The following is a 19839-nucleotide window of genomic DNA, read 5'->3' on the forward strand; positions in this document are numbered from 1 at the left end:
GACGGCCGTTGCCGGCCGGTGGTGTTCAGTCCTCGGTGACCGTGATGGCCGCGCACGGGCAGAGGTCGGCGCACAGCCGGACCGTCTCGTGCAGTTCGGGCGGTGGTTCGGCCTGGAGCAGGACGACGGCACCGATGTCGTCGTCCTGGTCGAAGACCTGGGGTGCGGTCGCCGCGCACTTGCCCATGGAGCAGCAGGCGTCCGTGTCCACGGACACGCGCAGTCGGCCGGCGCTCACCAGGTCACCGGGAGCGCGCCGAGCCCGTAGCTGGACACCTCGTGCCGGAAGTCCAGTTCGGCGAAGGGTACGGCGAGGCGGGCGCCGGGCATCCAGCGCAGCACGGCGGCCAGCATCTCCTCCAGCTCCACCCTGGCCAGCCACTGGCCGAGGCACTGGTGGATACCGTGGCCGAAGGCGAGATGGCGGCGGGCGTCGCGCCCCGGGTCCAGGGTGTCGGGGTCGGGGAAGACCGACTCGTCGCGGTTTCCGGCCGAGAGGGACACGACCACTCCCTCGCCGGCCCGGATCGTCACGTCGCCCAGTTCCACGTCCTCCAGCGCCGCACGGGCCAGGCCGTTCTGCACGATGGAGTGGTAGCGCAGCAGTTCCTCGACCGCCTTCGGCAGCAGCTCGGGGTCCTTGGCCAGGGTCTCGGCCAGCCCCTGGTCGGTGACCAGGCTCAGCAGGCTGAGACTGGCCTGGCTGGTCGTCGTCCCGTGTCCGGCGACCAGCAGCAGCCGGCACATCGGGACCATCTCCTCGACGGTCAGGTTGCCCGTGCGCACCTGGTCGACGACGAGACGGCTCAGCAGGTCGTCGCCGGGCTCGGGCATCCGCATGCGCTCCTCGACCACGTCGCGCAGCAGGCCGTCCAGCTCGTCGCGTGCGGCGGCGACCTGCGCGGGCGGGTAGCCGCGGTCGATGAGGATTCCCGCGCGGTTCTCGATCAGCTCGCGCTGCTCGTCGGACACGCCGAAGAGCAGGGCGATCACCCGGGAGGGGACGGGGATCGTCAGGCCGCGCACCAGATCGACCGGGCGCTCGCCCCGGGTCAGTTCGCCGAGCATCTCGTCCAGGTGCTCCCGCAGCACGGGCCGCATCGCTTCGGCCCTGCCGTGCAGGAAGTCACGGGTGAGCATGGACCGCAGCCGTGAGTGGTCGGGGTCGTCCATGCGGATGAAGGACGCTGTGTGGGGCTTGTCCCGCACCAGGGGGGACGTGGTCGTCATCATCGGGAAGCCGGGCGCGCTGGTCACCGCGGTGAACCTGCGGTCGCCGAGCACCGCGCGCACGTGCGGATGGGCCGTGACCAGCCACACCTGGCTGCCGTCCCACATCGTGATGCGGCTCGCGGCCGGACCGGACCTCAGCAGCGCGAGCGGGGGCGGTGGATCGATCGGGGAGACGCGTTCCATCGGATAGGACGGCACTGCGGTCGCCTTCGGGGATGCTGCGTCCTGCGTCATGGAGTCCCACCTATCGCTGCACGGGCATGCCGACGTGAAGTAGCGGCCCCATCCTCACCGCCCGTCCCACGCCCTCCCCTTCGGGGTGGCGCGACCCGCATAACCGGCCACGAACGCACATAACCGGGGGCTCCGGAAACCGTTCACCGCGCGCCGGACCGGCTGGTACGTTCGGCGCGCCGCACCGTCGCCTTTCGGCCGGATTCACGGGTCCGGCCCACCACCCCGAGAACGAGGACCACATGAGTTCATCGCTAGAGGGACACGTCGCACTCGTCACAGGAGCAGGCTCAGGAATCGGCCGTGCCACCGCACGCGCCCTTGCCGCGGCGGGGGCCTCCGTCGCCGTCGCCGGGCGACGCGTCGACCGGCTCGAGGAACTGCGCGACGAACTGGAGGCCGAGGGCGGCACGGTCCTGGTCCTCGAACTGGACGTCACCGACGAACAGGCCGTGGCCGCCGCCGTCCGGTCCACGACCGAGAGGCTCGGCCGGCTCGACATCCTGGTCAACAACGCGGGGCTGATGCTGCTGGGTCCGGTGGAGAACGCCGACACCACCGACTGGACCCGGATGATGGACACCAACGTCATGGGCCTGATGTACGTGACCCACGCGGCGCTCCCCGAACTGATCAGGAACCAGGGGACGATCGTCCAGATCTCGTCCATCGCCGCCCGGGTCGTCGGACGCGGCAGCGCGGTGTACAACGCCACCAAGTTCGCCGTGAACGGGTTCAGCGAAGGGCTGCGCCAGGAGGTGACCGAACGCGGGGTGCGGGTGGTCGTCATCGAGCCGGGCACCGTGGAAACCGAACTGCGCGAGCACATCACACACGCGCCGTCCAAGGCCGCGATCACCGAACGCGTGGCGAAGATACGTCAGCTGCAGAGCGAGGACATCGCCGACGCGGTGCTGTACGCGGTCACCGCTCCCCCGCACGCGACGGTCAACGAGATCTTCATCCGCCCCACCGACCAGGCCTGAACCGTCCTTCCGGCGGGCGCCCCGAGTGGGTGCCCGCCGTCGTGCTGTCCGGGGCGCGCCGGGCGAGAGGAGTGAGCGAAGAGAACGCCTGCCTAACGTGATCCGCATCAGGCCGTCACAGGTGAAGAAGAGGCGTCATCCATAACCGTAAGGAAGCCGTCCGTGCCTTCTGCGATACACGTGCCCTCCGTTCCCGACCGGTTGACGCGCTTGCCCCTGTCGCGTCCGGATCTTCGACTGCTGGACGCGATCGGACAGTGCGGCGACCTCGCCGAGGCGGCTCGCAGGGCGGGGTTGAGAGCGCCGGCCGCGGAGCGGCGGCTCGACCGGCTGGACCAGGCGACCGGGCTGCGGCTGACGCTGCGCGACACGCGTACCGCCCGGTTGAGCACGGAAGGCGCCCGGGTTCTGGTGGCGGGGCGGCGCTTCTTCCGGCAGGTCGACCAGGCGGTCCAGACCGAGATCTACGGACGCGGGACCGAGGCCCTGAACGCGCCCCGCATCCTGGACATCGCCACCGCCGAACCGCTGATGGAGGATCTGGTCGAGGACGCGGCCGACACCCTGGGCATCCTTCTGTCGGTCAGCCATGACACGCCCCTGCAGGTGCTCAGACAGCTCGACGGCTACCGGGTGGACGCCGCGCACACCTGGGGTCTGGACGTCCTCTCGCACGCGGTCGACCGCACGGTGCGCACCTATGACGTCCTCGACGACCCGCTCTGGGTGACACTGCCCGTCGGGCATCCGCTGGCCGGCCGTGACACCGTCTCCCTCGCCGATCTGAGTGACGAGAACTGGGTGTCGGAGGCAGGCCCCCGTGGGGAGGTCCTGGTCAGCCGGGTCTACCAGTCCGCCGGTCTCACTCCGCCCGCCCGCATCCAGGTCGCCGGGGCCTCCGTGGCGCGGGGGATGCTGCGCCGCGGTGACGCAGTCGGGCTGGGTTCGCCGGCCTGCCCGGCCGTGTTCGCCCCCTCGCTGGTGCGCCGCTCGCTGAGGGAACGGCCGCGACGCGCCGCCGGCCTTCTGGTCGATCCCGCCGTCGTTCCCGGCGCTCTGGCGCAGCAGCTGGCCGCGCTGCTCACGGACCGCTGCCTGAGCAGGTTCACCGAGCGGCACGGGGACCTGCTGCGCGATCCGTGGTGGGCGGACTGGCTGCGCGGGCAGCGGGCGGAGCTGGCCCGGCGCACCGAGGACGCCGTGCACAGTCTCCGGATCCCTCCGGCGCTGCCCGCCGAGCCGGCCCAGATCGACGTGGAGGACCTTCACCTGCTTCGGGCGGTGGCGGACCACGGCAGCATCAACCGTGCCGCAGCGGTTCTCTCGATCAGCCAGTCGGCTCTCACCCGGCGTATCCACCGGCTCGAACTCCGCCTCGGGGCAAGTCTGTTGTTGCGCAGCTCGCGCGGTACGGACCTGACGGCGCCGACCCGGCAGTTCCTGGGCCGGCTGGAGTCCTTCGAGGCCGAACTGCACGCGGTGGGCCTCACGCGCCAGGGGGAAGCCGTGCCGCCGGCCGAGCCGGGCGGCACGCAGCGCCGTGCGCACCGTTCGCCCCGGGCGGGCGTGGGGCGTGGCGGCCGGGCCGATCGCGGCGCGGCCCGGCCCGCGGTCGCCGGCCGGGGCTGAGACAGGGGCGGGGGTGGCGGGCGGAGTCCGCCCGCCACCCCCGCCGGCCGGTCACTTCGCGCCGAGCGCCACGTAGTCGTACATCCCGAAGGACCCGGTGACGAACACGTTGCGGGCGTCCGGGTGGCGGTAGAGGAGCGAGCGCGGGTAGAGGTAGGGGACGATCACGGCGTGGTCCATGGTCAGCCGGTCGATCCGGTGCCAGATGGCCGCGCGTTCCGCGGGGTCCCCGCTGACCGCCCCCTGGTCCAGGAGGCCGTTGATCTCCGGATCGTCCAGCTCGCCCATGTTCTGGTTGCCGCGTTCCTTGATCGCGCGGCCGTCGACGATCTGCTGGAAGAAGCCGTACCCGTCGGGGAAGTCCGCACCCCAGCCGAACATGATGATCCCGATGCCGTGTTCGCGCAGGTACTCGGGGCTGCCGCCGTAGCGGTCGAAGTAGTCGCCGGACGGGAAGTCCAGCACCTCCGCCTCGATGCCCACACGGGCGAGCCCCGCGGACAGCGCCTCGGCCGCCCGGTACTCCTTGAGGCGGTCCTTACGGGCGGCGATCTTCGTGCGGAACCCGTCCGGCATGCCGGCCAGGGCCAGTTCGGCACGGGCAGCCTCCAGATCGCCGGTGCCGTCCTCGCCGACGGGGTAGCGGTCGAAGGGCTGGTAGCCGTCGATGGTCGGCGGGAGGATCGTGGTGGCGATGTCGCCGCCGACGGGTCCTCCGTACGCCTCCTGCATGGCGGCCTTGTCCGTGGCGAACTGCACCGCGCGGCGGCAGTGCACGTTGTCGAACGGCGCGATCCGGCTGGACAGGCAGTAGATCCAGGTGAAGCCGGTCAGCGGGTTGTCCGTGTTGGCCCGCAGCTCGGGGTCGGCCAGGATGCGCTCCTGGACGGCGGGCTGGACTCCGAAGCCCGCGAGGTCGATGTGCGCCTCGCCGGAGAGCAGCATCAGGTCGACCTCGTGCGGGTCCTTGCCCAGGTGAACCTCGATGCGTCCGGCCCGCTGCCGGCGTACGGGATCGGTCTCCGGGTCCCAGTGCGGGTTGCGCTCCAGGACCACCAGTCGCCCGCGCTCGTAGGACTCGACGCGGTACGGCCCGGTGGCCACGGGGCCGAGCCGGTATCCGATGCCGGTGTCACGGTCCCTGGGGACCGGTGTGGTGCTCGGCATGGTGGCCAGCAGGTCCATCCCTGCGAAGGGTTCGGCCAGTCTGAGGACGAGGGTGCGGTCGTCCGGGGTCTCGACGGTGACAGGCCCGTCCACCTCGGGCTCCCGCCACGGGCCTCCGTAGTCGGTGCCCAGCAGGTGGCGGAAGTAGGTGGGGCCGACACCCAGCACGTCCGTACCGTAGTTGCTCCTGGCGATCGCGTACTTGACGTCCGCTGCGACCACGGGGGTGCCGTCCTCGTAGAGCAGGCCGGGGCGCAGCCGGTACGTCCAGGTCCTTCCGCCGTCGGAGCTCTCGCCGAGCGACTCCGCCAGGTCGGGTACGAGCCGCTGGCCGGCCTTGCCGGGCGCGGTGTCGAAGGTCACCAGGGTCCGCCCGACGAGGCGCAGGAAGTTCCAGGTGTAGGCGTAGTACGTGTTGCCGGGGTCGAGCGAGTCGAAGTCGTCGGTGCGCACCAGGCGGAGGGTCCCGCCCAGCTCGTCGGTCGGGGCGACCACGCCGTCGACAGCGGCGTCGAAGCCGGTGGTGCCCGACTGTTCGGTCTCCATGTCCCAGCCCTTCTCGCGGTGATGTCCGCGTCATTCTGCGGGGGCCCGGGGTTCCCGGACGGCGCGTCGGGCACGGGCGCATAGCCGACGGCCGGTCGGTATAGCGGAAGAGAGGGGTGAGAGGGGGTGAAGAGCCGGAGCTGATGTGCTCGCGTCCCCCCACGCGCGAAGCGGACGCCCGCTTCCTCACGCGCGACGCGGGCGTAGGCGAGAGCGAGCAGAACGTGTCCCGAAGAAAAAGATGGCATATACCTGTCATAACCGTCGCCGCGACAGCACTCCTGGCGGGCTACCCGTCGTTGTCTGTGGCCAAGACCCCCACCCCTCCCCCGGGTGCCGCACAGGGCTGGTCCCAGAAGGACGAGGCGAAGGCCGCGAAGCCCGGCCCCGCCGAACTCCCCGAGGCCGTGCCCGCCGAGGACCGCGCCGCCGTCCTGGGGTCCGGTCACCGCACCTCGGACGACCTCGCGTGGACCACCTCGGGTGACGCCACGGGCTTCCACGTCATGGTGGCCGCAGCCGACGACGGCTACCGGTGGCGGACCGCGGCGACCCTCTCCGAGCCCGGTTTCGAGACCGACACCTGGATCGGGAACGCCTGCCTCACGGCCTCCGGCAAGCGCGCCGCCGTCACCTACGCACCCCGCACCTTCACCAACAAGCCCGAGCTGATGACCCGCGGGGCCTTCACCGCGGTCGTCGACCTGACGACCGGCACGGTCACCAAGCTCGACGTGCAGTCCAGCCTGAGCTACTTCTCGCCCGGCTGCGGCACCGCGGAGAAGGCGGTGTTCTCCCAGTTCTCCGACGACGACTCGAAGCGCAACGAGACCCGTCTGATCGGCGTGGACACGGCGAGCGGCAAGGCCGCGAAGCCGCTGGAGCTGCCGGGCCAGGTCACGTCCGCCGTGCCCGTCGCCGACGGTTACGCCGCCGCGCAGGGCGCCCGGCTGGTCAAGGTCGGCTCCTCGGGCGACGTACGCGTCGCCGCCCGCACCGCCGGTGTCCCCTTCCAGCTCACCGCCGCCGGTGACGGCTCGGTCGTCTACATCGACCGGCCCGGCAGCACCATGAAGACCGCGAAAACGAAGGTCACGACCGAACGGGCGGAGGTCCGCCGCGCCCCGGCCGCGCTCCTCGGCACCTCCTCGGCCGGCGGCTCCACGCAGCGCCTGGCCACCGGCGCTCTCACCGACTTCGACCTGGCCCGCTCCGCCCGCACCGGCAAGGTCTACGTCACCGGCACGGCCGAGGCCGCCGGTACCCTGCCCGCGTCCGTGAGCATGCCCGCGGGGGTGGCCAAGGGAGCCGCCCTGTCCACGCGGGGTTCGGCAGCCGTCACCACGGCCTGGGCCGACGGGAAGGACTCCAGGGTCTCTCCCCAGGAGGCCGCCTCGGCGCGGACCGCCCGGACCGAGATGAAGATCCTGAAGACGGGGCACAAGGTCACCCTGGACGCCCGGCCGGGTACGACGGTCGGCTCCACCGCGAAGACGGCGGAGGGGCTCGCCACCTCTCCGGCACTCACCGGCGGCACCACGGCGGCCACCCCGAAGCTCGCGGCCGCCTCACCGACCAATCCGGTCGAGGACGAGCGCTACTGCTCGGTGCCGCGCGGAGACGTCAAGAAGCAGGCCTTCCAGCCGACCCCGCGCCAGGTCGAGTGGGCGGTGGACCAGGCCGTGGTCGGAAAGCTCAACTCCCACATCTCCCGGGCCGCCAACTGGAAGAACACCGGGATGTCGGCCTACCAGCCGCAGTCCCTCTTCCCTCTGAAGACGATGTCGGGCGACCCCAACGGCACGCCTGACGCGTCCGACGGCTACCACATCCCCGCACAGGTGATGCTGGGCATCACCGCCCAGGAATCCAACATGTGGCAGGCCACCCGCTTCGCCGTACCGGGTGTCACGGCGAACACGCTGATCGGCAACTACTACGGCATCAGCCATGGTTCCGACGGCCAGTCCTCGGACCCGTGGGCGATCAACTGGGCCTCCGCGGACTGCGGTTACGGCATCGTCCAGGTGACCGACGGCATGCGCAAGGCCGGTCGCGAGAAGCCGGGCGAGACCGCGCTCTCCGTGCAGAAGCAGGAGGCCATCGCCCTCGACTACACGGCGAACATCGCCGCGGGCGTCAACATCCTGGTCGACAAGTGGAACCAGACGCGTGGCGCCGGCATGACCGTCAACGGCGGCAGCCCGGAGTACATCGAGAACTGGTTCTTCGCCCTCTGGGCGTACAACTCAGGCTTCTACCCCCAGTCCAGCGCCGGTTCGCACGGCGGCCACTGGGGCGTCGGCTACACCAACAACCCGGCCAACGCCCTGTGGAAGGCGAACCGCACCCCCTTCCTGGAGAGCGCCGCGGGTGGCGACGACTACACGCACGCCGCCCACCCGCAGGACTGGCCGTACCAGGAGAAGGTGATCGGCTGGGCGGCCCGTCCGATCTCCGCCATGTTCGCCCCCGGTGACTTCCAGCCCGGGTACCGCGCCGCCTGGTGGACCGCCACCGACCAGCGGACGCTGGCCAAGCCGCCGGTCGGACTGTTCTGCGACTCCTCCAACAACTGCGACCCGAGCAAGATCAAGGAGGGTGACACCGACACCAACGGAGCGTGCCAGCTCAACAACCCGTCCGACGAGTTCTTCCTGCACTGCTGGTGGAACAAGAAGGCCGAGTGGAAGAGCTGCCAGGCCGGGGCCTGCGGATACGCCCTGCACCGCTTCGACGCCACCTATCCCGAACAGCCCGACGGCAACGCGTACCCGCCCCGGTGCTCCAGCGGACTGCCCTCCGGCACCTACGTGGTCGACGACGTCGCCTCCGGGGTCACCCCCACCGGCTCGTCGGGACGTAGTTGCGGGGCGATGACCTCGCCGGGCACCTTCGGCTTCACCTTCACCGCCGACGGCGCCAACTACCCGGGCAAGATCGACACCCACCAGATCGGTGCCGGCTACGGCAACCACTTCTGGTTCGCCCACACCCGTAACCAGGCGACCGCCGAGGGCGCCCGGATGAAGACCACCGGCACCTGGACCCTCACCAACGGCATGACCGGCTGGTCCCGGGTATGGGTGCATCTCCCCGACCACGGAGCACACACCCGGCAGGCCTCGTACACCGTCTCGGGGACCAACAGCACCAGTCCGGTACGTGTGACCCCGCAGCGCGTCCTGGAGAACAAGTGGGTCTCCCTCGGGGTGTTCCAGTTCACCTCCACCCCGAAGGTGTCGCTCTCCACGCACGCGGCCGACGGCAGCGGTTCCGAGGACGTCGCCTGGGACGCGGTGGGCTTCCAGCCCCTGTCGGCCAAGCCCAAGGACATGGTCGTCGCGATGGGCGACTCCTACTCCTCGGGTGAGGGCGCCTCGGCCGCCGGCGGCGTCGACTACTACAGGGAGACCAACTACCGCGATTCCAGCAACCCTTCGACCCGCAACGCCTGCCACCGCTCGAAGCAGACGTGGTCCCGCCAGGCCACGATCCCGGGACGCTCGGCGTCCGTGGGCTCGATGGACGACGCCCGGTCCGCGGCCTTGGACTACCACCTCATCGCCTGCTCCGGCGCCCGCACCTACAACATCGCGAGCGTCGGCGAGAACGGCGAGCTGCCCCAGCTGTCCAAGGGCTACCTCGACCAGAACACCAGCCTGGTGACGATCTCCATCGGCGGTAACGACGCACGGTTCGCCTACATCATCCAGAAGTGCATCTTCGGCGGTGTGGGCTGGCCGACCCTGTGCCAGGACCAGAAGTTCGAGGACGACGACTCCCATGTGGACGACGCGGCCTACCAGGGCCTGGACGTCGGCGTGGCTGCCGAGCGTCTCGCCAAGGAGCGCGTGCGGCCGGCCATCACGGACGCGCTGAAGAAGATCCAGGCGAAGGCGCCCAACGCCAAGATCGTCCTGATGGGCTACCCGCCGCTGCTGGAGAGGTCCGGGCAGTGCATTCCCGGCATCGGCACCGGGGAGGCGCCCTGGCTGAACGGCATGGCCGCCACGCTCGCCACCGAGATGCAGGGCGCCGTGGACGACGCCAAGGCCGCCGGCACCAAGGCCTGGTACTCCAACCCCGCGCAGAACTTCGCGGGCAAGGCCGTCTGCGGTGACCCCGAGCAGGTCCACGGCATCGTCCTGGACCTGGTGGAGAGCGACGAGCCCGCGATCGACTGGCCGATCCTGCAACTCGGCGCCTCCGCGCAGTCCTTCCACCCGAAGGTCGGAGGAGCCCGGCTGTACGCGGACTCACTGGAACGGACGATGCAGGGCATGGGGCTCTGACTCTCCGACCCTGCGACACCGGCGTGCCCTCCCCGGGCGGGGAGGGCACGCCGCTCCACAGGAGGTGAACGATGAGACCCGTGTCCCGTCGTGGCGACATCGGGGCGGCCCTGGTGCTGCTCCTGCTGGACGCCGCCCTGCTGACGGTCCTGCTCTTCGGCGTGATCGTCTCGGGCGGCCTGACGGGCAGTCCGGACCGTGGCGCGGTCGGCCGTGAGGCCTCGGATGCCGCACTCGTGTGCCTGGTCGCCCTGCTGGTCTCCGCCGGCATCGCGGCCGCCGTGCGGGCCTGGACGACGGTGGCGGTGCAGGTCGTGGTGCTGGGCGGCGCCGCGGCCGTCGCCTCGACGGGCTTCGGCCCGTGACGCGCGGGCGCACCCCCGCCGTCCGCCCGTGACACACGACCGCGCTCCCCGGCTTCTGCGCCGGGGAGCGCGGTCGTGGTCGGACGGGTTCAGCACCCGGGAGCGCGGTCGTGCCCGGACGGGGTCAGCGCCGGGGAACGCGGTCGTGGTCGGGCGGGGTCAGCGCCGGGCCATCCCTGGCACGGCCGAGAGCAGGTCGGCGTCCTGGCGGAGGATCGCCCGTTCCAGCGTGGTCAGCCTGGGGCCCGGGTAGATGCCCAGCTCATCGGTCAGCGTGCTGCGGGCTCTTCGGAAGACGGCGAGGGCGTCGGCCTGTCTCCCGGAGAGATAGAGCGCCTGCATCAAATGCGCGTACAGCTCTTCCCTGAGGGGATGGAGGAGTATGAGGTCGGTGAGTTCGACGATGGCCTCCTCATATTGCCCCAGAGTTATTTCCAGGCCAATACGCTGTTGCAGTGCGGCGACCCGCTCCTCTTCGAGCCGGGCGGCACGTGTCTGCAGGGCGCAGCTCGATATCGTGGCCAGGGCGGGGCCTCGCCAGAGGGCAAGGGCGTCCTTGAGGAGGTCGAGTGCCTCCTCCTTGAGATCTGCACGAACCAGCTTCTTCGCTGTCGCGACATTGCGCCGGAAGATATCGCTGTCGATCTCGCAGTGGGCGGGGTCGAGCTGGTATCCGGAAGCCGTCGACAGGACGGTTTCCTGCGGCGCGCCGACCGAGGCCAGCGAGCGGCGGATCATCCACACACTCGTCTGCAGCTGACCGGGGGCGGTGCGGGGTGGATGCTCGCCCCAGAGCTGGGCGATGAGTTCGGGAGTGTTGACGGTTCTGCCCGACACAAGTGCGAGGGCGGTGAGAACCCTGAGTTGCCGCTGTCCGGCGAGGGGGACCGGAACGTTCTGGGAAATCATCGAGATCGGACCCAATATACGAATCTGCACGCCGACCACAGGGGGGTCTCCCGTTCTGCCTGTCCACGACTCTTCTTGGTGCCATGAACTGCTGGATTTGTGCAACGCAATGCCGTGTGATGCGCCCGCCGGTGAAGCGAATACAGTGATCATGACTGCGGTCACTACGCGCGTAGCGAGGTTCCGTCCTGTCCAGTCGGGACAGTAATAAGCCAACTCCACCGCGTCAACGAGGCATTGACCGGTGCGGCTGAAAACCACCGCGTGATGAACCCCCAAAGCGTGCGGGCAGGAAATCCACGGATAACTCGCGGCGATCAGGGCGGCCGGGAATGCATGATCGCGTATCGCACGGAGTAGTCACCGCGGCCCCCGGCCCACCCCGCACGGCCGGTCACGACCCCCGGAAGCGTAGGGCTCTTGCGGAGCATGTGCGTCCACTGTGGAGCCGATGGGGATCACGTGTGGAGAGTGTGATTACCCAGCGCATCTATCCGGACCAAGATCCATACTTTCAGTGGACTAGTCCAGTGATGGCGAAAACCCGCGCGTCGAGGGGCCGTGGGCCGCCGTCGGACGCACCTAAAAGCGACGGTCGGCAGGCCCGACCGGCCATGAGAGCCGATCGGGCATGAGAGCCGGTCGGGCCGGGAGACCGTGCGGGGTGCCGGGGAAGCCGGTCAGGCGGTCGCCCCGGTGACGTCGAGCAGCTCCAGGTGCCGGGGGGCCAGCACGCGCGTGCCGCCTGCCCAGCCCTGGCGTTCGACGGCCCGCGTCAGTGCGGCCACCGCGTCGGAGGACGCCGTGCCGGAGATCCCGGAGCTGCCCAGCGGGGTCACCATGTCGTCGTGGTGACAGGGCAGGATCAGGGACGGCGACCCGAGCGCGGCGAGCAGCCGGTCCGGATAGCCGTGGACGGCCGCGTACCCGCTCATCCCGATCACCGCCACGTCGGGCCGCGCGCCCGCGAGTTCGCGCTCCGCGACGTTGCTGGTGCCGGTCAGCAGCACCGACGGGCCGCCCTCGACGGACACCTGGAAGGCCAGCGTCTGCCCCTCGACCAGGTCGCCGAGGGTCCGGGGCCGCGCCGGGACGGCGTCGCGCGTTCCGGGGGCGAAGGAGGTGTAGTCCTGCTGCCTGCTGTGCAGACTGCGGAACACCTCGACGCTGTAACCGTCGAACTGGAGGTGGTCTCCCCCGTTCACCGCCACCACGTCGGCCATGCGGTGCGCCGGCGTCCCCATGGCTTCGAGCAGGTGGCGCGACGTGGTGTCGCAGAGTGTCCGCACGCGTCGTCCGCTCCAGCCCGGCCGCGACAACAGGTGCGGCACGTCGGCGAGGTGGTCGAAGTGCCCGTGACTGACGAGGATCAGCTCGGGCACCCCGGTCAGCCCCTTCTCCGCCACGTGCTCCACCGCCTCGGTGTCCGGACGCAGCGGGAGCGCCGGATCGAGGCCGCCGTCCGCGTCGGCGTAGGGCATGCGGCTCAGGTACGGGTCGAATAGCACGCTGCGGCCCCCGAAGGAAAGCTCCCAGCCCGCGACACCCAGCCAGCGCAGGCCGAGCTCGGCACCCTTCGGAGCCTGCCGGGGGCGGGCGGCCGGCAGCGGGGCGGCGCCACCGACCAGCAGCCCCGCCACCCCCGCACCCAGAGCGCCCTGGAGAACCGACCTTCGCGACTGACTCATGCGCCACCTCGTTCACGTTGTGCTGATCACCCGTCACCCTACGGAGCAGTCGGGGTGGGGCGGCGCATTTGAGTCAGCGGCGGGCCGAGGCGGAGCGGATCAGGTGGTGTACTCGGAGTTCAGGCGCACGTAACCTTCCGTCAGGTCGCAGCCGTAGACGGTGAACTCCCCGTCCCCGATGCCCAGTCCGATGCCGATCACGACCTCGCTGCCGCTCATGTGCTCGGCGACGGCGCTGCGCAGCTCTGCGTCGCCGGGGCCGTCGGCACTCTGCGGATAGACCGAGGTCCCGCCGAACTGGACGGTGACGTTCTCCTGGAGGATGTCGGTGTCGTCGGTGCACTTGCCGATCGCCATCGTCACCCGGCCCCAGTTGGGGTCGCTGCCGTGCACCGCGGTCTTGACCAGCGGCGAGTTGACCACGGTCTTTCCGACACGCTTGGCCTGCGCCGTGTCCCGCGCCCCGGTGACGCGTACCTCGATCAGCTTGCTGGCCCCCTCCCCGTCGGAGGCGATGTTCTTCACCAGGGCAAGCGCCACTTCGTGCAGCGCCGCCTCGAACTCCGCCGGATCCACCTCGCCGGCCAGGCCGTTGGCGAACAGGACCGCCGTGTCGCTGGTCGAGGTGTCGGTGTCGATGGACACGGCGTTGAAGGTGCGGTCCATGACGCTGCGGAAGATCCGGTCCTGCGTGTCCGGGGGCAGCAGGGCGTCGGTGGCGAAGAAGGTCAGCAGCGTCGCCATGTCGGGTTCCAGCATCCCGACACCCTTGGCGATGCCGACGAGCGTGGCGTCGCCGCAGCGCACCCTGACCTCCTTGGGCCGGGTGTCGGTCGTCATGATGGCCCGTGCCGCGCGGTCGAACCCGCCGTCCGGGAAGGGCCACGAGAGCGTCTTGATGTGCTCGCGGATCTGCTCCATGGGGTACTGGAGGCCGATCACCCCGGTGGAGGCGATCAGCAGTTCGTCCTCCGGGAGTCCGGTGGCGGCCGCCACCGTGCCCCGGATCTCCCGGGCGTTGTCCTCCCCCTCCACGCCGGTGGCAACGTTGGCGTTCCGCGCGAGGACCACGACTCCGCGCGCCTGCCCGTCGGCCACCGCGGCCCGGCTGAGCACCACGCTCGGCCCGGAGAAGCGGGACTTGGTGAACACCGCGCTGACCTGCGCGGGCACGGTCGAGGCCAGCACCGTGAAGTCGTCCCGCCCGTCGTCCGAGAGCCCTGCCGGAGCTGTGTGCACCACGAACCCCGCGGGGTCCCGGTCTGTCGTGCCGGTCATGATCGCCTTCTTTCCTCTTTGCTTCATTATACGGAAGCCGGTATGCCTATTCATCTATCACAGGAGGCGTGCGCGCAAGGCCCGAATCGGCCGCCGGCAGCAGCGAAGCGCACTACAGCGCGGGTCGGATAGGCGCTGGAGAGGCGGTGGAGAGAGCACACCGGCACGGTGACGGAATTCCGCTTCCCGTCGACATCCTGGAGACGACGCCGTATGTCCCGTGTTTCGACCAAGCCCAGTGGCAACCCCACGGCCGCACACGCACTGCTCAAGCGTCTCCACGAGCACGGAGTGGAGACCGTGTTCGGTGTCGTGGGCCGCGAAGCCGCCTCCATCCTCTTCGACGAGGCCCCGGGGATCGACTTCGTACTGACCCGGCACGAGTTCACCGCCGGTGTCGCCGCCGACGTACTGGCCCGCATCACCGGCCGGCCGCAGGCCTGCTGGGCGACGCTCGGCCCCGGCATGACGAACCTCGCCACGGGCGTGGCGACCTCGATCCTGGACCGCTCGCCGGTCATCGCACTCGCCGCGCAGTCCGAGTCGCACGACATCTTCCCCAACGACACGCACCAGTGCCTGGACTCCGTCTCCGTCATGCGCCCCATGACGAAGTACGCCGTCGAGCTCCAGCGCCCCGACGAGATCACCGACCTGGTGGACTCCGCCGTCGCCGCCGCGATGACCGAGCCCGTCGGCCCCAGCTTCATCTCCGTCCCCGTCGACCTGCTCGGCGCCGACATCGACGCCTCGGTCACCCACCCCGCCGCGCACACCCCGGCCAAGCCGGTCGGTGCCGTCCACGCCGGCTGGGAGGCCGCCGCCGACGAGGCCGCCGCGCTGGTCGCAGGTGCCGAGCACCCGGTGTTCGTCGTCGGTGCCGCCGCCATCCGCTCCGGCGCCGTCGACGCGATCCGGGCCCTGGCCGAGCGCCTGGACGTCCCCGTCATCACCACGTACATCGCCAAGGGCGTCCTGCCGCACGGCCACCACCTCAACTACGGTGCGGTCACCGGTTACATGGACGGCATCCTGTCCTTCCCCGCCCTCGAGACCCTCTTCGGCCCCGCCGACGTCATCGTGACCCTCGGGTACGACTACGCCGAGGACCTGCGTCCGTCGATGTGGGACCGCGGCGGCGAGAAGAAGACCGTCCGCATCTCCCCGACGGTGAACCCGGTCCCCCGGGTGTACCGCCCGGACGTGGACGTCGTCACCGACGTGCTGGCCTTCGTCGAGCACCTGGACTCCGCCACCACCGAGGTCGCGAAGAAGACCCCGCACGACATCGCCCCGCTCCGCGAGCGGATCGCCGAGTTCCTGGCCGACCCCACCGAGTACGACGACGGCATGCGCGTGCACCAGGTGATGGACTCCATGAACACGGTGATGGAGGAGACCGCCGAGGCCGGCGAAGGCACGATCGTCTCCGACATCGGGTTCTTCCGGCACTACGGGGTGCTCTTCGCCCGCGCCGACCAGCCCTTCGGCTTCCTGACCTCCGCCGGCTGCTCCAGCTTCGGCTACGGCATCCCCGCGGCCATCGGCGCCCAGATGGCCCGCCCCGGCCAGCCCACCTTCCTCATCGCGGGTGACGGCGGCTTCCACTCCAACAGCGCCGACCTGGAGACCATCGCGCGGCTCAACCTGCCGATCGTGACGGTCGTCGTCAACAACGACACCAACGGGCTGATCGAGCTCTACCAGAACCTCGGCCACCAGCGCTCCCACGACCCGGCCGTCAAGTTCACCGGGGTGGACTTCACAGAACTCGCCCGCGCCAACGGCGTCGAGGCCGTGAAGGCGGGTACGCGTGAGGACCTGCTCGCCGCTCTGCGCAAGGGAGCGGGTCTCGGCCGGCCGTTCCTGATCGAGGTCCCGGTGAACTACGACTTCACCTCCGGCGGCTTCGGTGCCCTGAGCATCTGATCATGGCACACACACTCCCCGCGGCCACGGGGTTCCTGGTCTCCGCCCGACAGGGCGGGGACCGGGCCCCGGGGCCCGTGTTCGCCACCCGGGGCGCCCACGAATCCGTGGCCGAGGCCCTCCGCAACCAGACATTCGACGCCGTGCTCGTCCACTCGGGTTCGCCCGGGGACGCCGTGGCCCGCGCCGGTGACACGGCGCTCGTCCTGGCCGGCGAGCTCTACAACAGGGAGGAACTGCTCACCCTCCTCCCGTCCGGCAGCGACGCCGGCACGGACGCGCAGCTCGTGCTCGCCCTCCTGGGCGTCTACGACCTGCATGCGTTCCGGCTGCTCAACGGCCGGTTCGCGGCGGCCGCCGCCCTGGGTGACCGGGTGCTCCTGGCCACCGACCACGCGGGTTCCGTCCCGCTCTACACCCTTCCCGCACCGGGACGTGTCCTCGCCGCGACCGAGATCAAGGCCCTAGTCCCGGCGACGGCGGGTACTCCGCCGGCCGGGCGGCCCGTCGCGGACGCGCGCAGGGTGCGCCGGGTGCCGGGTGTCCACCAGGTGCCCGCGGGCACGGTCCTGGACCTGGACGTCCGCACGGGCACCGCCGTGCCCTCCCGGACCTGGGCGCCCGCGCTGTCCCGCCGTGTGCTGTCCGAGGCCGACGCGACCGACGCGGTACGCAGGACCCTGGAGCGGGCCGTCAAGGCCCGTACAGGAGGCACCACGCCACTGGTGGTGCTCTCCGGAGGAATCGATTCCTCCGGAGTCGCCGCGCTCGCCGCCGCGCACACGGACGGCCCCCTGGACACACTGTCCATGGGGACCGACACCGCGGACGAGTTCGCCGAGGCCCGGGTGGTCGCCACCCATCTCGGCTCCTCCCACCGGGAGATCACCGTCCCGACCGCGGATCTGCTCGGCCAGCTGCCCTACGCGGTCTGGGCGTCCGAGTCCGTCGACCCGGACATCATCGAGTACCTGCTGCCGCTCACCGCCCTGTACCGGGCGCTGGACGATCCGGCCCGCCGGATACTCACCGGCTACGGGGCCGACATCCCGCTCGCCGGCATGCACCGCGAGGACCGGCTGCCCCAGCTGGACACGGCCGTGGCGTTCGACATGGCCACGTTCGACGGGCTCAACGAGATGACTCCGGTGCTCTCCGGCATCCAGGGCCACTGGTCGACGCACCCGTACTGGGACCGCGACGTGCTGGACCTGCTGGTGCCGCTGGAGGCCGGGCTCAAACGCCGTTACGGCCGCGACAAGTGGGTCCTGCGCGAGGCGATGAGCGCCCTGCTCCCGCAGGAGACCGTCACCCGGCCCAAGCTCGGCGTGCACGAGGGCTCCGGGACGACGTCCTCCTTCAGCCTTCTGCTGATGGACGCCGGAGTGCCGGACGCCGATGTCCACCGCGCCAAGTCCCTGGTGGTGAAGGAGATCTTCGACCGGGTGGTCGTCGAAGGACTGCCGCCCGGCCTGGTGAGCACCGCCGACGCGGTCCACCAGGTGGCCGCACGCCTGAAGGAGACCGAGTGAACCGCACCGGCCGCCCGCGGCCCGACCGACAGGAGGGATGAACCGTGGAACGTGTCGACACCGCGATCTCGCCCCGCTACGCGCAGATCCCCACCTTCATGCGTCTGCCGCACGACCCGAATCCCAGCGGACGCGACGTCGTCGTCATCGGTGCCCCGTACGACGGCGGCACGAGCTACCGGCCGGGAGCCCGTTTCGGGCCGCGCGCCATCCGCAACGAGTCCGGCCTGATCCACGGGGTCGGCATCGACCGGGGTCCCGGCACCTTCGAGCTCATCGACTGCGTGGACGGCGGGGACATCGACCTCACCCCGTTCAACATGCACATCGCCATGGAGACGGCCCACCGCCACCTGCGCGACCTCCTCCAGGACAACGCCGCCTTCCTGATGCTCGGCGGCGACCACTCGCTCACCCTGGCCGCCCTGCGTGCCGTGGCCGAGCAGCACGGCCCCGTCGCCGTGGTCCACCTTGACGCGCACTCCGACACCAACCCCGCCTTCTACGGGGGCGAGTTCCACCACGGGACTCCCTTCAGGCACGGCATCGACGAGGGCGTCATCGATCCCGCCCGCACGGTGCAGATCGGCATCAGGGGCCACAACCCCCGGCCCGACTCGCTGGACTACGCCCGGGGCAAGGGGGTGCGGGTCGTCACGACGGACGAGTTCGTGGAGACCGGTGTCGCCGGGACCCATGCCCTCATCCAGGAGCTCATCGGCGACCGCCCGGTCTACGTGTCCGTCGACGTCGACGTCGCCGATCCGGCCTTCGCCCCGGGCACCGGCACCCCGGCGCCCGGCGGCCTCTCCTCCCGCGAGGTCCTGGCCCTGCTGCGCTGTGTGGGCGAGCTGCGTCCGGTCGGCTTCGACGTCATGGAGGTCTCGCCCCTCTACGACCACGCCGGGATCACCTCCGTCCTGGCGACCGAGATAGGCGCGGAGCTGCTCTACCAGTACGCCCGCGCTCACATCAAAGGAAGGAACGACGCGTGACCGTCATCGACTGCTCCCCTCTCCGCGACGAACTCCTGGAACTCGCCTCGCGCCTGCCCACGGTGCCGCGTGCGGACCTGCAGGCCTTCCTCGATGCCGCGAAGGAGGCGTCCGGCGACCTCCCCGCCTCGCTCGCCGAGGCACTCGACGCCTTCAACGTCTCCGGTGACGAGGACGGCTATCTCCTGCTGCGCGGGCTGCCCGTGGAGGACGAGGACCGGCTGCCGCGGACCCCCGAGTCCACCCCCGCCCCGGCGGACCGCCCCCTGCTGAACATGGAGGCGATGCTCGGCATCGTGGGCCGCCGGCTCGGCCTGCACACCGGTTACCAGGAGCTGCGCAGCGGCACCGTCTACCACGACGTGTACCCCTCACCGGGCGCGCACCACCTGTCGTCGGAGACGTCCGAGACCCTGCTGGAGTTCCACACGGAGATGGCGTACCACCAGCTCCAGCCCAACTACGTGATGCTGGGCTGCTCCCGGGCCGACCACGAGCGCAGAGCGGCGACCCTGGTCGGTTCGGTCCGCAAGGCGCTGCCGCTGGTCCCGGAGGGGTTCCGGACCCACCTGTTCGACCGCAAGGTGCCCTGCTGCGTCGACGTGGCCTTCCGGGGCGGCGTCGAGGACCCGGGCGCGATAGCCGAGGTGAAGCCGCTCTACGGCGATCCTTCCGACCCGCTGCTCGGCTACGACCGGGAGCTGCTGGCCCCCGAGGACCCGCGGGACGTCGAGGCCGTGGAGTCGCTGTCCAAGGCGCTGGACGAGGTCACCGAGGCCGTGCACCTGATCCCGGGTGACGTCCTGATCGTCGACAACTTCCGTACGACGCACGCCCGTACGCCGTTCACGCCGCGCTGGGACGGGGCGGACCGGTGGCTGCACCGGGTCTACATCCGCACCGACCGCTTCGGACAGCTCTCCGGCGGGGAGCACGCGGGCGACGTGGTCTCCTTCACTCCGCGCGGCTGACCGGCCCCCGACGGCCCGGCGGGCCGGTGGCGCTCCCCGACGGTGCGGGGTGCCACCGGCCCGCCTCGTGCTGCCCGCTCTC

The 19839-nt window shown here is 70.7% G+C and carries 14 protein-coding genes; 8 read left to right on the forward strand and 6 right to left on the reverse strand.

From position 1 onward, the window contains the following. Positions 1-25: 25 nt before the first annotated feature. Positions 26-238 (reverse strand): ferredoxin, encoded by a 213-nt coding sequence (locus tag P8A20_RS02890; RefSeq protein WP_371605938.1) that lies wholly within the window; start codon positions 236-238, stop codon positions 26-28. After that, positions 235-1467 carry a cytochrome P450 gene (locus P8A20_RS02895; protein WP_147961798.1) on the reverse strand — a complete coding sequence of 411 codons (1233 nt, stop codon included), beginning with the start codon at positions 1465-1467 and terminating at the stop codon, positions 235-237. The genes P8A20_RS02890 and P8A20_RS02895 overlap by 4 nt, the downstream gene beginning before the upstream one ends. Before the next feature lie 242 nt (positions 1468-1709). Here P8A20_RS02895 and P8A20_RS02900 point away from each other — a divergent pair, with 242 nt between their 5' ends. Both P8A20_RS02900 and P8A20_RS02905 read left to right on the forward strand, forming a co-directional pair. Then, positions 1710-2453 carry an SDR family oxidoreductase gene (locus tag P8A20_RS02900; RefSeq protein ID WP_147961799.1) on the forward strand — a complete coding sequence of 248 codons (744 nt, stop codon included), beginning with the start codon at positions 1710-1712 and terminating at the stop codon, positions 2451-2453. A 162-nt stretch (positions 2454-2615) separates the two neighbouring features. Continuing rightward, positions 2616-4082 (forward strand): LysR family transcriptional regulator, encoded by a 1467-nt coding sequence (locus P8A20_RS02905; protein WP_306102787.1) that lies wholly within the window; start codon positions 2616-2618, stop codon positions 4080-4082. A 51-nt stretch (positions 4083-4133) separates the two neighbouring features. On the opposite strand, the gene P8A20_RS02910 is transcribed toward P8A20_RS02905, so the two are convergent. After that, entirely contained in the window at positions 4134-5795 is a 1662-nt protein-coding gene (locus P8A20_RS02910) for an ABC transporter substrate-binding protein (RefSeq protein ID WP_306102788.1), read from the reverse strand. A 305-nt stretch (positions 5796-6100) separates the two neighbouring features. On the opposite strand from P8A20_RS02910, the gene P8A20_RS02915 reads away from it, so the two are divergent. Further along, entirely contained in the window at positions 6101-10090 is a 3990-nt protein-coding gene (locus P8A20_RS02915; RefSeq protein ID WP_306102789.1) for a golvesin C-terminal-like domain-containing protein, read from the forward strand. 71 nt (positions 10091-10161) lie between these two features. Further along, complete coding sequence (locus P8A20_RS02920) at positions 10162-10455, forward strand: transporter (RefSeq protein ID WP_147961802.1); 294 nt, start codon at positions 10162-10164, stop codon at positions 10453-10455. 159 nt (positions 10456-10614) lie between these two features. On the opposite strand, the gene P8A20_RS02925 is transcribed toward P8A20_RS02920, so the two are convergent. The 3 genes from P8A20_RS02925 to argJ form a co-directional block, all read right to left on the reverse strand. Next, complete coding sequence (locus P8A20_RS02925; protein ID WP_147961803.1) at positions 10615-11403, reverse strand: AfsR/SARP family transcriptional regulator; 789 nt, start codon at positions 11401-11403, stop codon at positions 10615-10617. Positions 11404-12044: 641 nt separating this feature from the next. After that, on the reverse strand, positions 12045-13052 hold the full coding sequence (locus P8A20_RS02930) for an MBL fold metallo-hydrolase (protein WP_147961804.1): 1008 nt from the start codon (positions 13050-13052) through the stop codon (positions 12045-12047). A 99-nt stretch (positions 13053-13151) separates the two neighbouring features. Then, positions 13152-14330 (reverse strand): bifunctional glutamate N-acetyltransferase/amino-acid acetyltransferase ArgJ, encoded by a 1179-nt coding sequence (argJ, locus tag P8A20_RS02935; RefSeq protein WP_147961805.1) that lies wholly within the window; start codon positions 14328-14330, stop codon positions 13152-13154. A gap of 213 nt (positions 14331-14543) precedes the next feature. On the opposite strand from argJ, the gene P8A20_RS02940 reads away from it, so the two are divergent. Genes P8A20_RS02940 through cs1 form a run of 4 tightly spaced genes read left to right on the forward strand, consistent with a single transcriptional unit; the run spans position 14544 to position 19757 of the window. Then, a complete protein-coding gene (locus tag P8A20_RS02940; protein WP_147961806.1) occupies positions 14544-16259 on the forward strand; it encodes a thiamine pyrophosphate-binding protein in 1716 nt (571 codons plus the stop codon). Then, positions 16259-17791 carry an asparagine synthase-related protein gene (locus P8A20_RS02945; RefSeq protein WP_306105107.1) on the forward strand — a complete coding sequence of 511 codons (1533 nt, stop codon included), beginning with the start codon at positions 16259-16261 and terminating at the stop codon, positions 17789-17791. Before P8A20_RS02940 ends, P8A20_RS02945 begins: the two co-directional genes overlap by 1 nt. Positions 17792-17835: 44 nt before the next feature. Further along, positions 17836-18786, forward strand: a complete 951-nt coding sequence (gene speB / locus P8A20_RS02950) for an agmatinase (protein ID WP_147961808.1) — start codon at positions 17836-17838, stop codon at positions 18784-18786. Next, a complete protein-coding gene (gene cs1 / locus P8A20_RS02955) occupies positions 18783-19757 on the forward strand; it encodes a clavaminate synthase Cs1 (protein WP_306102790.1) in 975 nt (324 codons plus the stop codon). The genes speB and cs1 overlap by 4 nt, the downstream gene beginning before the upstream one ends. Positions 19758-19839: the final 82 nt, after the last annotated feature.

The organism is Streptomyces sp. Alt3 (assembly GCF_030719215.1).
GTDB classification, from domain to species: Bacteria; Actinomycetota; Actinomycetes; order Streptomycetales; family Streptomycetaceae; genus Streptomyces; species Streptomyces glycanivorans.